This is a genomic window from Thiomonas intermedia (assembly GCF_002028405.1).
In the GTDB taxonomy this organism is placed as follows: Bacteria; Pseudomonadota; Gammaproteobacteria; order Burkholderiales; family Burkholderiaceae_C; genus Thiomonas; species Thiomonas intermedia.
Window position 1 is genome coordinate 456945 of sequence record NZ_CP020046.1, and the last position, 15298, is coordinate 472242.

Genomic DNA, 15298 nt, shown 5'->3' on the forward strand with positions numbered 1-15298 from the left:
GCCGGGGGGCACCCTATCAAGGTCTACTCTGAATATTTCTCGCCTGACGCAAGCTTTCTTAACCGAACTGCCATCCGTCTGCCTGGGTCAGCGGCGTCAAGTGCCCCCCTATAGTCGGCGACAACCTTGCCTCCTTCGTACGTAAGGTTTCTGTCGCAATGCGATTTCGCTGCATCAGTCGCACTCCAATCGGGAAAGCTAAGCACAACCTCGATTGTGCGTTTCCCCTCCTTCTTGGAAGAGACCAGCTTTGCGACAAATTTCATTTGTACCAAATGGATAAACGCCAACTCGTCAAGCTGCTCATCGCCGGACGCCGACGTCTCGAACTTTCCAATTTTTTCGGTAACGTTGAACTCATATTCCATATCAACTCCGACTGACCTAATTGAGTAGTGCCTCTCCCAGCGAGCACGCAACCCCACCCTGGAAGTCCGGATCAGAGCAAATACAAACATAACAGCGGCAGATCTCTTGTGGCCGACACGAGCCTTTCGCTCGCGAGGCCTATAACGGATCCTCTCCGGCCGACAATCGGGTGCCACATCCTGCCGGGGGAACCTCGGTACTAGCGGCGGGCGCGAGCCCAGGCTTTCTGCTCATACGATTTGGTCGTACCTCCGCCCTGCCCACGGTGACCGGCTTAGCCGCGGCGACGCCGCTGACCAAGGTGGAGGTCAATTCCTGCTACCCCGACGCTCCCGCCGCGCCAGCTTGGCCAGTAGGTAGGCTGAAACGGTGCCGACTATTTCAATGGCGGCCCGGGTCTCTTCATCTGATAGGGTGGGCAGCCATGGGCGGCCATGGCCGGTTCCCTGTTTGTTGCGAACTCGGTTTACGCCTAGAGCAGACAGGAATAGACCGCGCTCCAACGCCTTCACGGGCGGCTCGCCTGGCTGCTCCGGAATCTCAGGCACAGCTAGCTCCAGTGCAATGAACGCCATGCCGAGCAACGCTTGGAAGTTGCTGCTCGTCGGGTAGTGGCCTTGGAGCGTTTCCAACACATGGGCCGCAGTCGCCTCAATAAGATCCTTTCCGGTGCCGGCGATAAGCGCTGCATCGTCAGCGCCTTTCTGCGCCCGCCTCGCGTAAGCCGCGAGAGCGTCAGTGAGCTCAATGCCGCGTAGCGAGGTGAGTACCTTAGGCGACAGCGAGCCGTCGTCAGCCAACACGAATCCCTCCATGTCGAAAGCGGCCTTAGCGTTCTCGATAGCTTCCCGCCCAACGAAATTCGGGGAGGCTTCGCGGAACCCGCCACATGCGCGCACCTTGGCCAGCAGACCTGTCGCGAATCGGCTCGCCGCAGCTTGATTAGAATCCATCGTGGTGTAGAGCACTGCGCGCACGCGCTTGGCTTTGCCGATCAACTGCCCTTGCTGCTTCGGGTCGTACTGAGCGAGTCCAGCCAAGTTGACATGGAACTCGATGTCGGCGTGAGATGGCTCTCGGTAAGCACCGGCGTTGTTTGAGTCATCGACCAACTGCATCAGCGCGTGGGCAATGGTGTCAGTGACAGGCATGTTGGACATTTCGTCGCTCCGTTCAGGCTGCTGCCGCCTGTTTGATGATCTTACCGAGAGCAAGAACGCCATATCGGAAAGTTTGGCCGAGTTCGTCTGCGGGCCGTCCCCTCGTCGAAGATCACTACTAAGGCGGAAGAACGCTGGCGTTTGCGAGTGGCGAGGATGATTCTCGCTGTCCATCCAGCCAGTCCGCCCACCACTGCATCAGCTCCCTGCGCTGGTCAAGATACTGCGCTCGGTTGTACGCCGCGCGAACCGCGTCAGTCTCACGGTGCGCAAGCTGGCGCTCGATGACATCGTGCGCAAAGCCAGATTGTTCATTGAGCACCGTGGACGCCAGTGCCCGGAATCCATGCGCCGTCATCCGGCCTCGATAGCCCAGCCGGTAAAGCGCGAACAGGAAAGTGTTCTCAGACAGCGGATGCCCTGGGCGCAGGGGTGAGTCCAGCACGAGATCGCGATCGCCGGTAAACACCCGGAGTTGTTCGAGCACAGCTCGCGCCTGTTGGGACAGCGGCACGACATGCGGCAGTCCCGCTTTCATTCGGTCCTCTGGGACCACCCAGACCGCGCCGTCCTCGCGCAGTTCAGCCCACCGCATGCCGCGCAACTCGCCGACGCGCACAAAGGTCAAGGCCAGCAACTGCAATCCCAGTCGGGTGACCGGTTCCTCATAGCCGTCGATCGCCGCGAGCAGCGCACCGGCCTCGCCTGGCGGGATACTGGCCATCGGCTTTTTCACCTTGCGCGGCTGCAGCACCCGCACCAGGCCGCCAGCACCGTGGCTCTCGATGTAGCCCACATCCTGCGCGTAATCGAACACCGCCGCGATGCGCCCGGCCACCCGATGCGCCGTTTCAACGCGGCCGCCCTTCTGCACGGCCTGCACCACCTCAACGAGCTTCGTGCGCGGGATCTGGTTGATCGGGAGCGAACCAATCGCGGGGTACACGAAGCGCTCCAGCGTCCCGGCAACCTGCCCCTGGTGCTTCCCGTTGGACAGCGATGGCAGCTTGATCTTGAGCCACTGCTCCGTGATTGTCTTGAATGTCGGTGCGACCTTCGCTGCGGGCGCTGCGACCGCGGCGTCGGCCGGCTCGCTCTTGGCCTGCACATGCGCTGCCCGGGCCTGCGCCAGAGTCATGTTCGGGTAGCGGCCATAGGTCCGTGTGCGCTGTTTGCCGTTCTGCGCATAGTTGGCGCGCCAACTCTTCAGCCCGGTGGGCGCCACAAAGAGGTACAGGCCACCGCCGACGGTGAGTTTGTAGGGCCGCTCCTGCGGCTTGGCTGCCTCGACAGCCTTCACGGTGAGACTCATGGTATCGCCCTTCTGGATGCCATGGACGATACCACGATTGGCGGCTGGCTGGCATGGTATCGCCCCGGATGCAACGGGACGACTATGGACGCACTCTCCAATGAAAAAGCCCCGCCGCAGAGACTGCGTGGGGCTTTGAGGGACTACCTTGGATCAATTCTGGCGGAGAGAGGGGGATTCGAACCCCCGAAGGGCTATTAACCCTTACACGCTTTCCAGGCGTGCGACTTAAACCGCTCATCCATCTCTCCGGTAACCCTTGACTATAGCAGGGTCCCGCGGGCGCCATTTTTTCAGCAGCCTCAATGCGCTTTGTCGAGCTGGTCGAGGATTGCGGGATTTTCAAGCGTCGAAGTGTCTTGGGTGACCGTCTCTCCCTTGGCCAGCGAACGCAGCAAGCGGCGCATGATCTTGCCGGATCGAGTCTTGGGCAGGTTGTCGCCGAAGCGGATGTCCTTGGGCTTGGCAATGGGGCCGATTTCGGCCCCGACATGGCTGCGCAGTTCCGCGGCGATCTTCAGTGCTTCGTCGCCTTCGGGGCGGGTGCGCTTGAGCACGACGAACGCGCACACGGCCTCGCCCGTGATGTCGTCGGGTCGTCCGACCACGGCGGCTTCGGCCACCAGTGGATGGGACACCAGCGCGGACTCGATTTCCATCGTTCCCATGCGATGTCCGGAGACGTTGAGCACGTCATCGATACGCCCCGTGATGGTGAAGTAGCCGTCATTGGCGTCGCGGATCGCCCCGTCGCCCGCCAGGTAGTAGCCGCGCAGTTCCTCGGGGTAATAGCTCTTCTTGAAGCGCTCGGGATCACCCCAGATGTTGCGGATCATCGATGGCCAGGGCTTCTTGATGACCAGAATGCCCCCTGTACCCCAAGGCACGTCATGGCCGGTTTCGTCCACGACTTCGGCCGTGATGCCGGGCAATGGCAATGTGCAGGAGCCTGGGACCATGGGGGTTGCGCCGGGCAGCGGTGTGATCATGTGACCACCGGTTTCGGTCTGCCACCAGGTATCGACAATCGGACAGCGGCCGCCGCCGATATGCTCGTAGTACCACTCCCAGGCCGCTGGGTTGATGGGTTCGCCCACGGTGCCGAGCAGACGCAGGCTGTCGAGTTTGTAATGGCGTGGATGGGCCTTCGGATTGGTTTCCGCAGCTTTGATGAGTGAACGAATAGCCGTAGGTGCGGTGTAGAAGATGGTGACTTTGTGCTGTTCGATCATCTTCCAGAACCGCCCGGCGTCGGGATAGGTGGGCACGCCCTCGAACATGATCTCGGTGGCACCGCAGGCCAGTGGGCCATAGGCGATGTAGCTGTGACCCGTCACCCAGCCGATATCCGCCGTGCACCAGAACAGATCGTCGGGCCGGATGTCGAAGGTCCACAGCATGGTCAGCTTCGCCCACAGCAGATAACCCGCGCTGGCATGCTGCACGCCCTTGGGTTTGCCGGTGGAGCCCGAGGTGTAGAGCAGAAACAGGGGATGCTCGGCTTCGACCCAGGTCGGTGGGCAATCCGGGCTTTGTCCCGCGGCCAGTTCGTGCATCCAAAGATCGCGCGGCGGATTGAAGGCGACCTGGCCACCCGTGCGGCGATACACCACCACATGGCGAACCGTATCGCAGCCCCCCAGAGCCAGCGCTTCATCGACAATGGTTTTCAGGGGCAAGGACTTGCCTCCACGCCGCTGCTCGTCGGCGGTGATGACCAGCACTGCGCCTGCATCTTCGATGCGGTCGCGCAGCGACTGCGCTGAAAACCCGCCGAAGACGACGGAGTGGGTGGCGCCGATACGCGCACAGGCCTGCATGGCCACGACACCTTCAACTGACATGGGCATATAGATCACCACGCGGTCGCCCTTGTTCACGCCAAGCGACTTGAGCGCGTTGGCAAAGCGGCCGACCTTGTCGAGCAGTTCGCTGTAGCTCACCCGGGTGATGGCGCCGTCGTCGGCTTCAAACACAATGGCAGTCTTGTCCCCCTTGCCCGCCTGGACATGCACATCCAGGCAGTTGTGTGAGACGTTGAGCGTGCCATCGTCGAACCATTTGTAGAACGGGGCCTGGCTGTCATCGAGCGCGTGGGTGAAGGGCTGCTGCCACAGCAGGTTCTCCCGCGCCATGCGAGCCCAGAAGCCGGCGTAGTCGGCCTCAGCTTCGGCGCAAAGGGCACGATAGGCATCCATGCCGGAAATGCGGGCGGACTGTACGGCTTGTTGCCCTGGGTAATAAACCTTGCGTTCATGCGGATGTGCGGGGGTATCGCTCATGACAGTCTCCTTCGTTTTGTGGAATCGCAGCAAAAAGGCGCAGACAAAAACAGCGCTATCTGAATTTTGCGCCCTTACGCAGCCCTGACGCAGCCTCGCCCTCCAAAAGCGCAGCGCCCTCGTGGCCTTGGAGCGAGGTCTCACGACGGGCTTCTAGAATCCCTTTACCACAGCCCCACTTCTGGAGCCTTCATGACCCGTCCTTCCAACCTTCCGCAAATCCACTTCATTCCCCGCCTGCTGTTTCTGAGCCGCTGGCTGCAGTTGCCGCTCTATGTCGGGCTGATCCTGGCGCTCGGGGTTTATGTCTTTCACTTCTGGGTGGAACTCACCGATCTGGTCGGGGCGGCGTTCGGCAACCAGGCGTCGCTGGCCCATCTGCTCGAAGCCATCGCCGTGCGCAATCCCCTGCCCGTTGAAGGCGGGCAGGCCCTGGCGGGAGGGCTGGTGCCCAAGCTCACCGAGACCACCATCATGCTGGTGGTCCTCAGCCTGATCGACGTGGTGATGATCGCCAACCTGCTCATCATGGTCATCGTCGGGGGGTATGAGACTTTCGTGTCGCGCATGTATCTCGAAGGCCATCCGGACCAGCCGGAATGGCTGTCGCACGTCAATGCCTCGGTGCTCAAGGTCAAGCTGGCCATGGCCATCATCGGCATCTCATCCATCCATCTGCTGCGCACCTTCATCAATGCCGATGCCTACAGCGTGAAGGCGCTGGTGGCCCAGACCACCATCCACGTCGTGTTCCTGCTTTCGGCCATCGCCATTGCCTACACCGACCGGATGATGACCCGCACCATGCTGATGGGCCACGTCAAGACAGACGAAGCCCATTGAACGGCGCGGGCAGGCTGCCCTCCCCTTCAACGACAACAAGACGTTCACAACATGACCACCACCGTTCGCGCCGACGACTTGCGGGACAGCATCGCCTCGGCCTTGCAATTCATCAGCTACTACCACCCGGCCGACTACATCAGCCATCTGGCACGCGCCTATGAGCGAGAACAATCGCCTGCTGCCAAGGATGCCATGGCGCAGATCCTGACCAACAGCCGCATGTGTGCCGAAGGTCACCGCCCGATCTGTCAGGACACGGGCATCGTCAACGTGTTTCTCGACATCGGCGTGAACGTGCGGCTCGAGGGCTTTGACGACGGCCTCGATGCGGTGGTCAATGCCGGCGTGCGCCAGGGCTATCTCGACCCGGACAACGTGCTGCGCGCCTCCCTCGTGGACGACCCGCTCTTCGCGCGCAAGAACACGCGCGACAACACCCCCGCCGTCATCAACGTCAATCTCGTGCCCGGCAACACCGTGTCGGTAAAGGTGGCCGCCAAAGGCGGCGGCAGCGAGAACAAGAGCAAGTTCATCATGATGAACCCCAGCGACAACCTGGTCGACTGGGTGCTTGCCACCTTGCCGACCATGGGTGCTGGCTGGTGCCCGCCGGGCATGCTGGGCATCGGCGTGGGCGGTACGGCGGAGAAGGCCATGCTCATGGCCAAGGAAGCCCTGATGGACGATATCGACATGTCCGATCTGCTGGCTCGCGGCCCCAAGTCCAAGCTGGAGGAGCTGCGCATCGAGCTGTTCCAGAAGGTCAATGCCCTTGGCATCGGCGCGCAGGGTCTCGGCGGCCTGTCCACCGTGCTGGATGTGAAGATCAAGACCTATCCCTGCCATGCGGCCGGCAAACCCGTGGCCATGATCCCGAACTGTGCCGCGACCCGGCATGCCCACTTCGTGCTCGATGGCAGCGGCCCGGTCTTTCTGGAGCCACCCAGCCTCGATCTCTGGCCCCAGGTTCACTGGGTACCCGATGCCGCGCGCAGCCGCCGCGTGAATCTTGACGCCCTGACCCGCGATGAAGTAGCGAGCTGGAAACCGGGCGAAACGCTGCTGCTGTCGGGCGAACTGCTCACCGGACGCGATGCCGCCCACAAGCGCATCGCCGACATGCTCGCCCGCGGCGAAACCTTGCCCATCGACTTCACCAACCGGATGATCTACTACGTCGGCCCGGTCGATCCGGTGCGCGACGAGGTCATGGGCCCCGCCGGTCCGACCACCGCCACCCGCATGGACAAGTTCACCGAGACCATGCTGGCGCAGACCGGCCTGATCGCCATGATCGGCAAGGGCGAGCGCGGCCCGGCGGCCATCGAGTCGATCAAGAAACACCGCAGCGCCTCGCTGATGGCCGTGGGCGGCGCCGCGTATCTCGTGGCCAAGGCCATCAAGGCTGCGCGCGTGGTCGCCTTCGAAGATCTGGGCATGGAGGCGATCTACGCCTTCACCGTGCAGGACATGCCCGTCACCGTGGCCGTCGATGCCCAGGGCACTTCGGTCCATCAGACCGGCCCGGCGGAATGGAAGGCACGCATCGCGCAGATTCCGGTCAGCGCCGCCTGAACGCATGCCGGATGAGCATCCCGTTGGAATGCGACGCCATCCGCTGCCCGCTCTGCGGTCAGCCCAATGCGTGCGCGATGGCGTGTGGCAGCCCGGCGTCCCATTGCTGGTGCAGCTCGGCGCGCATCGCGCCCCAAACCCTCGCCCGCATTCCCGAAGCGAGCCAGCGCCTGGCCTGCCTGTGCCCGCGCTGCGCGGGCGCTGAACCCGCGACCCCCAACGAGCGCCCATGAACAAGCCCGCCAGCATCGGCGTGTTCGATTCCGGTGTGGGCGGCCTCACGGTGCTGCGGGCCTTGCGGGCAACCCTGCCCGAGGCCAGGTTGATCTATGTGGCCGACTCGGCCCACGCGCCCTACGGCGACCGATCCGATGACTTCCTGCTGGAGCGCTCACGCCAGGTCACCCGCTTTCTCATCGAGGAGGGCGCCCGTCTCATCGTCGTGGCCTGCAACACCGCCACCGCGGCAGCCATCGCGGCGCTGCGTTCGGAGTTCGACCTGCCCTTCGTCGGCATCGAACCTGGCATCAAGCCCGCGCTGGCCCGCAGCGACACGCGGCGCGTGGGCGTCCTCGCCACCCCGTCCACCCTGCGCAGCGCCAAGTTCCGCGCCCTGCTGCATACCCATGCGTCAGCCGATGAGCCGGTGCTGCAGCCCTGCCCCGGCCTGGCCGATGCCGTGGAACGTGGCGATCTGGCGGCACCGGATCTGCGGCAATTGATTCACCGTTACTGCGCGCCCCTGCACGCCGCCCAGTGCGATACGGTGGTTCTGGGCTGCACCCACTACCCCCTGCTCGCCCAAGCCATACAGGCCGAGCTCGGCCCTCGCGTCCATCTGATCGACACCGCCGAGCCCGTGGCGCGCCAGGCCGCCAGGCTGTGGAAGACCGAGCCGGCGACACCGGCCGAACCTCCCCGCCTCTACACCAATGGCGACCTTGCCGTGCTGCGGCGCATGGCGGATCTGTGTGCTCAGCAGGACGCCACGGTGCATCGCTGGTCGGCAGCGCCGCACGGAGCGCCGTGAGCCTGCAGAGAATCGCAGGGCCGGGGACAATGGGCAATCCGTACGTCTCACGCCGTTCGTCACTCTGCGGTCAGCGGCACCCTCTCGATCAGATCCCATGTCGTCCTCCCTGTTTTCCCCGTTCTCCCTCGGCGCCCTCGGGCTTCGCAACCGCATCGTCGTCAGCCCGATGTGCCAATACAGCGCCGTGGACGGCAATGCCACACCCTGGCATCGCGTGCACCTTGGCCAGCTCGCGCAAAGCGGTGCCGGCCTTCTGTTCATCGAAGCCACCGCAGTAGAGGCGCCAGGCCGCATCACCCCCGGTTGCCTGGGTCTGTACTCGGCCGACAACGTGAGCGCGCTGCGCGCCGTGCTCGACGACGTGCGCAGCTTCAGCGACATGCCCATCGGCATTCAACTCGGGCACGCCGGGCGCAAGGCGTCCAGCGCACGGCCCTGGGACGGCGGCCAGCTGCTGCCGTCTTCCCAGGGGGGCTGGACGACCGTGGCGCCATCCGCGGTACCGCACGGCGCGCAGGAAGCCACACCGCAGGCGCTCGACCCAAGCGGGCTGACTCGCATTCGCGAAGCCTTCGTTCAGGCCGCACTGCGCGCTGCCGATCTGGGGCTGCAGGCGGTCGAGTTGCATTGCGCGCATGGCTACCTGCTGCATCAGTTTCTCTCGCCTCTGTCCAACCAGCGCGACGACGCCTACGGCGGCAGCCTGGCCCATCGCATGCGCTACCCGCTGGACATCTTCGACGCGGTACGCGAGGCCCTTCCGGCGGCGATTCCGCTGGGCGTGCGGGTCTCGGCAACCGATTGGGTCGAAGGCGGCTGGGATCTGGAGCAAACCCTCGCCTTCGCCCACGCGCTCAAACAACGCGGCTGCGACTGGATCGACGTGTCCTCCGGCGGCCTATCACCCAAGCAGCAAATCCCCATCGGACCCGGCTATCAGGTGCCGCTGGCCCAGGCGGTACGTGCGGCCACCGCCCTGCCCACCCTGTCCGTCGGCCTCATCACCGAAGCCCGGCAGGCTGAGGCCATTGTGGCCGAGGGCCGTGCCGATCTGGTGGCGCTGGCCCGCGCCCTGCTGTGGAATCCCCACTGGGCCTGGCACGCCGCCGCCGAACTCGGCGCTCAGGTGAAGGTGCCCCCGCAATACTGGCGCAGTGAACCTCGCGACGCACGCGGCGTCTTTGCCAACGCGGCCATCGGTCAGCGCTGAAGAAGCGGCCACGCCACCCCCGGCGTGTTCGAGCCGCGCCGCGGCAATTTGTTGTGGATCAAGCGTTTTCGTCCAGTGTCGCCCCATAGCGACGCCAGGAGTAAGGGTTGCGGTCGGCAGCAATCAGCGTAAACCCTGGTTTTTCACGTGGTGCGGCCCCTTTGTGACCGCCGTCACGCACATATAGAAAAACCTGCACGTCTCGGCGTGCAATTTGACAAAGATTAAATCCCCACACCTCCCATCTTCCGATACTCCCTACAGTAACAAATTGTCGCTATTTGCAACATCCCGGCGTAAGCAGCGCCGCGTCAAGGAGTCGAGATGGATTGGGTCGGGCTTTATCCCACCTGGTATGAACCGGGAGTGGGCAGTGGTTGGGTGGTGGGCATCATGGCCACCATTCACGTCTTGGCATCGCACACCTCGGTCGGCGCGGCCATTCTGTTTGCCTATTTGGCGGTCATCGCCTACCGCCGCAATCAGCCGCAGCTGCTGGATTACATCCGCCAATACGGCATGTTCCTGCTGGTGTTCTCGTATGTCATCGGCTCGATCACCGGGCCGGGCATCTGGTATTCCACCACGGTGGCCAGCCCGCGCGGCATCTCTGCCCTGATCCACAGCTTCGTATGGAAATGGGCGACCGAGTGGGTGTTCTTCGTCATCGAAGTCGTGGGCGTCTATCTGGTCATCTACCTCGTGGGCCGGGTGGATCAACGCACCCACATGCGCATCGCCGTGATCTTCGGGCTGGCGTCGTACACCACCATGCTCATCATCCTCGGCATTCTGTCGTTCATGATGGTGCCGGGCAAGGAAGCCTGGTTCACCGAGGGCGGCTACCTCAATGGTTTCTACGGCGCCAACACCTTTGCCCAACTGGCCATGCGTACGGCCTTCATGTTCACCATGACGGCCGTGGTCGGCGGCATCGTCGCGGCGCGCATCACCGATCCGCGCTTCAAACGGGAGATCACGCGCAAGCTGGCCTGGCTGGGCATTGTGTCGTCGCTGACCGGCGCGGCCTTGTTCCAGTGGTATCTGCGCACGCTGCCGGAAACGGCGCATCTGGTGATGGACAACCGCCTGCCGTCGTACTTCCAGCCGGCCATCGTGACCGTGCTTCTGGGCATCTTGGCCTATTTCGTGATGACGCTGCTTTCGTCGCGCACCCTGGTGGTCTGGGGTGCCTCGGTGGCCACGGTGAGCATTCTGGTGCTCGGCCTGTGGCCCGAGGAGGTGGCTCGCGAATCGATCCGCAAACCCTGGGTGGCCGGGCAGTATGTCTATTCGAATCAGGTCATAGGTCGCGACGTGCCGGGCATGCACATCAAGAGCGAGCTGCCCTTGCTCGAAGCGCACGGCTTCCTGAAATCGCAGGTCTTCGTCCCCGACAACCTGCGCGTGGTGACGCCGGACAACATGCTCAAAGTCGGCGAGTCGCTGGCGCTGACCACCTGCTCCAACTGCCACTCGCTGAGCGATACAGGCATGCGACCGCTGCACCGGTATTTCGGCGGCACCGGCAACGTCGCCGAGGTGGAGAACTACCTCCGCGGCGCCTTGTCCACGGGCGCCACGCTGTACATGCCCATGATTCCGCTCAAGCCCGAGGAGGCCGAGGCGCTGGCCGTGTTCATCGTGAACATGAAACAACCCCAGGCGGCACTGGCGCATATCCAGCACAAGGCGGCGCTGGCCCAGACCGGCGCGCAGCCGCTTTCCTCCCCCGCTGCCCAGACTTTCGAGGTGCGCTGACATGAACAGCGAAATGCTCTACGCCCTGCGCGACGTCGCAGGCGTGCCGTCCCATCCCATCGTGTTTCTGCTGTTGGGCGTGCTGACCTTTGCGCTGCACATCGCCGCGGTCCAGGTCATGCTCGGTGCCACGGCGCTCGTGCTGGCCAATGCCTTCAGTCGCAACCCCATGCGTCGCCGCCTGGCTGCGGCCATGACCACCACGGCCAAGATCGCAGTGTCGGTGGCGGTGGTGCTCGGCGTGGCGCCGCTGCTGTTCGTGCAGGTGACCTACGACCCCTTCTGGTACACGAGCAATGTGCTGTCGGCCTGGTGGGTCATCGGCTTCATTCTGTTGCTGATCGCCGCTTACATGGCGCTGTACTTCTTCTATAGCCGCAATCACCACCTCGAAGACCCCCGGCAGGATGCGCGCTCGGGCTGGAGCCTGGTGGCGGCGCTGGCGCTGTTTCTCGTGGTCGGCTTCATCATGCATGTGCTCACGCAACAGATGCTCAGCCCCGAGAAGTGGATGGCCTGGTACGCGCCGAATGGCGTGATCGACCCGAGCGGCCGCACGCTGCACGACTACAACCTGTGGCGCTTTGGCTTTTTCATCGCCCTGGCCGCACCGGTCTCGGGGGCCTGGCTGTTCGCCTATCGCCGCTATCTCGGCGCAGGCCAACTGGCGGACGCGGCCTACCTGCAATGGGTCGGGCGACTCGCCGGCCGGATGCTCCATGTCGGCGGCGTGATCGCGCTGGCGTTGTTCGCAGGCTGGATGAGCACGTTGCCGGCCAACATCGCCAGCTTCGCCACCTCGCCCGTCGTGCTGCTCAGCGTGGCGCTGCTGCTGCTCACCGTCCTGCTGCCCGCACTGCTGGGCCCGCGCACGCTGAACTCTTCTCTTGGCTACGCCCCCTTCGCCCTTGGCGCCGTGGCGCTGATCGCCGTGGCCGCGCTACGCGAAGTGCTGCGCTGGACCGTGCTCAAGGGCGTGCATGGCTACGACGTGTTCACCTACCCGGTTCACATGGACTGGTACAGCAATGTGCTGTTCTTCGCCACCTTCGCCCTGATCGGCGGCAGCACCCTGGCCTACTTCCTCGCCGTGGCCTGGAAAGTCGGTCAGACTCCCAAGGGACAGATCTATACGCCCTCCCCCTTCATCGACCGCATCGGAACGGCGTCGCTGTGGCTGATCGGGGTCTGGATCGTCCAGTTCTTCGTGGTCGGCTTCGTCGTCTGGGCGCGCTAAGGAGCTTGTATGCGAATTCCCCACCTTACCCTGGCCCTGATCGGACTCGTGTTCACGATGGGGCTGCTCGGCGCCCATGCCCCCGTCTTCGCAGCGCCGGTCACCAGCCCGGTCCCAGCCGCCGCCCCTTCGCCGGCACCGCTGCCGCCCGGCCCCAAGGCGGCCCCGGTCGGCGCGGCGATCGCCCAGACCTGCGCCGGCTGCCACGGCACCGAGGGCCGTCTCAAGGCCGCAGCCTTCATGCCCCTGGCTGGCATGCCCCAGGCGCAGTTCGTGCGGGCCATGCGTGACTTTCGCAGCGGCCAGCGCCCCGCCACGTTGATGCGTCACGTGGCCGAAGGCTTCAGCGATGGCGAGATCGACGCCATGGCAGCCTACTTCGTCAACGTCAAACCCGAATGAGGAGCGCGCCATGAATACACGTCGTCAATTCCTGCTCGCCGGGGCCGCGTCCCTGGGCCTGGCTTCGTTTCCCGCCCTCGTGCGCGCCGGCAAGGCCTCGGCCCGCATCGTCATCGTCGGCGGCGGCGTGGGCGGTGCCACAGCGGCCAAATATCTGAAGCTGGCCGATCCCACGCTGCAGGTCACGATCATCGAGAAGAACCCGGTCTACATCCGGCCTTACGGTTCGAGCGAAGTGCTCAACCGCCACGTCACCATGGACGACCTCCAGGTGCGCTACGACGCGCTGCGCCAGAAGCACGGCGTGGCGTTCGTGTTCGACGCGGCCCGCAGCCTCGACCCGACCGCCAAGACCGTGACCACGGCCAGCGGCACGGTGCTGGCCTACGACAAGCTCATCGTCTCGCCCGGCATCAAGCTGCGCTACGACAGCCTGCCGGGCTACAGCGAACAACTGGCCGAAACCCAGGTACCCAGCGGTTGGATTGCTGGCGCGCAGACCGCCCTGCTCGCCCGCCAGTTGCAAAGCATGCGCGAGGGCGGGGTCTTCGTGCTCGCCGCGCCGCCCAATCCCTACCGCTGCCCGCCGGGGCCTTATGAGCGCGCCGCGCTGATGACCGAATGGTTCAGTCGCCACAACCCGCGTGCCAAGGTCATCATCGCCGACCCCAAGGACAGCTTTGTCACCGACGAGACCGCCATGCTGGGATGGAACCGGCTGTATGGCTTCCAGCCCCCCGCCGAATACCGCGGCAAAATCAAGGCCGAACTGAAGCCGTCATCGCAGCCCTGCGCGCTCGAATGGATTCAGGCCAAGACCGGCGGCACGCCGCAGCGTCTGGACGCGAAGACCCTGACCCTGCATACCGCGGGCGGCCCGATCAAGGCCGATGTGATCAACGTCATTCCCGCCATGGTGGCCGGTCAGGTCGCCTTCGACTTCGGTTTGACCAACGACAGCGGCTTCTGCCCGGTGCATCGCAGCACCTTCGAGTCCACGCTCCACAAAGAGGTGCACGTCATCGGCGACGCCAGTGTGGCCGACGCCATGCCCAAGTCGGGATTCTCGGCCAACACCCAAGCCAAATGGGTCGCCCGCGTCATCACCGAGGGCCTGGCCGGACGCGATCCGGGCACGCCGGTCTGGGAAAACACTTGCTACGCCCTGGCCGGCAAAGACTACGGACTGTTCGTGGCCGACGTCTTCAAGATCAAGGAGGACGGCAAGATCGGCCGGGTCAACAAGGCGCGCTACCTGCCCTTCGACGCCACACCCGCGCAAATCCGCCTGTCCGCCGTTTATCAGCAAGCCTGGATCCAGGCCTTCACCCAGGACATCTTCGCATGATCACCGCTGCCCTTCCCGCCTCATGGCGCGCCGCCGCCGTGGCCGCCGCACTGATCGCCAGCCCCGCCGCCGTGGCCAGCGAGCCCGGCCAGCCAACGGCCCCGCCATGGAGTCCCGTCACCTTGAAAACCACGCTGGCGCATCTGCCCAAGGGGCAGATCGCTGCGGGCAAGCAGGTGCACGACACCCTGATGTGCGCCTCCTGCCACGGCGCGGCCGGCAACGCCGCGACGCTCAACTGGCCCAGCGTCGCGGGGCAGCGCTTCGATTACACGGCCAAGATGCTGCTCGACTACCGCAGCGGTCTGCGCGCCGAGGACGAACGCGCCGGGCTGATGACCCATCTGGCCCGCATGATGACGCCCCAGCAGATCGCCGACGTCTCCGCCTACTACGCCAGCCTGCCCAAGCCCACCGCGCCACAAGCGCAGGCCGCGCTTGCACAGCCCTTGAATGCCACGGAGCGTCGGCAGGCGGAACGCCTCGTGCGCCACGGCGATGCCACCCGCCTCGTCACCGCCTGCGCGTCCTGCCACGGCCTTCATGGCGAAGGCAGGGGCACAACGCCCGCCATCGCCGGCCAGACCACCGATTACTTCATCCGCACCATGCGGCTCTACCACCAGGGCGAACGGCACAACGACGTGTACAACGGCATGCGCCAGTTCAGCCAGCGCCTGAGCCCGGCCGAAGCCACGCTCATCGCCCGCTACTACGCCGCGCTGCCGCCTTCGGCCACGGACAGCAAGGACTAAGGCCTGTT

The 15298-nt window shown here is 64.4% G+C and carries 14 protein-coding genes and 1 tRNA gene; 10 read left to right on the forward strand and 5 right to left on the reverse strand.

From position 1 onward, the window contains the following. Positions 1-23 precede the first annotated feature (23 nt). The 5 genes from BVH73_RS02075 to acs form a co-directional block, all read right to left on the reverse strand. Complete coding sequence (locus tag BVH73_RS02075; protein ID WP_079415660.1) at positions 24-368, reverse strand: hypothetical protein; 345 nt, start codon at positions 366-368, stop codon at positions 24-26. A 309-nt stretch (positions 369-677) separates the two neighbouring features. Continuing rightward, the gene (locus tag BVH73_RS02080; RefSeq protein WP_079415661.1) at positions 678-1529 is read right to left on the reverse strand and encodes an abortive infection family protein; all 852 of its coding nucleotides are present in this window, start codon (positions 1527-1529) and stop codon (positions 678-680) included. Between the two features lie 118 nt (positions 1530-1647). Next, positions 1648-2841, reverse strand: coding sequence for a tyrosine-type recombinase/integrase (locus tag BVH73_RS02085; RefSeq protein WP_079415663.1), 1194 nt, complete (start codon positions 2839-2841; stop codon positions 1648-1650). Positions 2842-3001: 160 nt separating this feature from the next. Further along, positions 3002-3092, reverse strand: a tRNA-Ser gene (locus BVH73_RS02090). Between the two features lie 51 nt (positions 3093-3143). Then, the gene (gene acs / locus BVH73_RS02095; protein WP_079415664.1) at positions 3144-5123 is read right to left on the reverse strand and encodes an acetate--CoA ligase; all 1980 of its coding nucleotides are present in this window, start codon (positions 5121-5123) and stop codon (positions 3144-3146) included. A gap of 192 nt (positions 5124-5315) precedes the next feature. Between acs and BVH73_RS02100 the strand changes: the two genes are divergently transcribed. From BVH73_RS02100 to BVH73_RS02145, 10 genes are all read left to right on the forward strand, one after another. Further along, the gene (locus BVH73_RS02100) at positions 5316-5966 is read left to right on the forward strand and encodes a YqhA family protein (protein WP_079415665.1); all 651 of its coding nucleotides are present in this window, start codon (positions 5316-5318) and stop codon (positions 5964-5966) included. Between the two features lie 51 nt (positions 5967-6017). Then, on the forward strand, positions 6018-7544 hold the full coding sequence (locus BVH73_RS02105; protein WP_079415667.1) for a fumarate hydratase: 1527 nt from the start codon (positions 6018-6020) through the stop codon (positions 7542-7544). A gap of 11 nt (positions 7545-7555) precedes the next feature. Continuing rightward, entirely contained in the window at positions 7556-7777 is a 222-nt protein-coding gene (locus BVH73_RS02110; RefSeq protein WP_079415668.1) for a cysteine-rich CWC family protein, read from the forward strand. Further along, entirely contained in the window at positions 7774-8574 is an 801-nt protein-coding gene (gene murI / locus BVH73_RS02115) for a glutamate racemase (RefSeq protein WP_079415670.1), read from the forward strand. The genes BVH73_RS02110 and murI overlap by 4 nt, the downstream gene beginning before the upstream one ends. Positions 8575-8671: 97 nt before the next feature. Continuing rightward, a complete protein-coding gene (locus BVH73_RS02120) occupies positions 8672-9787 on the forward strand; it encodes an NADH:flavin oxidoreductase/NADH oxidase (protein WP_079415671.1) in 1116 nt (371 codons plus the stop codon). Between the two features lie 324 nt (positions 9788-10111). Further along, a complete protein-coding gene (locus BVH73_RS02125) occupies positions 10112-11548 on the forward strand; it encodes a cytochrome C (protein WP_079415672.1) in 1437 nt (478 codons plus the stop codon). Position 11549: 1 nt separating this feature from the next. Next, positions 11550-12785, forward strand: a complete 1236-nt coding sequence (locus BVH73_RS02130) for a hypothetical protein (RefSeq protein ID WP_079415674.1) — start codon at positions 11550-11552, stop codon at positions 12783-12785. Between the two features lie 9 nt (positions 12786-12794). Next, positions 12795-13187 (forward strand): c-type cytochrome, encoded by a 393-nt coding sequence (locus BVH73_RS02135; protein ID WP_079415676.1) that lies wholly within the window; start codon positions 12795-12797, stop codon positions 13185-13187. Positions 13188-13197: 10 nt separating this feature from the next. Next, positions 13198-14535 carry an FCSD flavin-binding domain-containing protein gene (locus BVH73_RS02140; protein ID WP_079415677.1) on the forward strand — a complete coding sequence of 446 codons (1338 nt, stop codon included), beginning with the start codon at positions 13198-13200 and terminating at the stop codon, positions 14533-14535. Beyond that, complete coding sequence (locus tag BVH73_RS02145; protein ID WP_079415678.1) at positions 14532-15290, forward strand: c-type cytochrome; 759 nt, start codon at positions 14532-14534, stop codon at positions 15288-15290. The genes BVH73_RS02140 and BVH73_RS02145 overlap by 4 nt, the downstream gene beginning before the upstream one ends. The last annotated feature ends 8 nt before the right edge of the window (positions 15291-15298 follow it).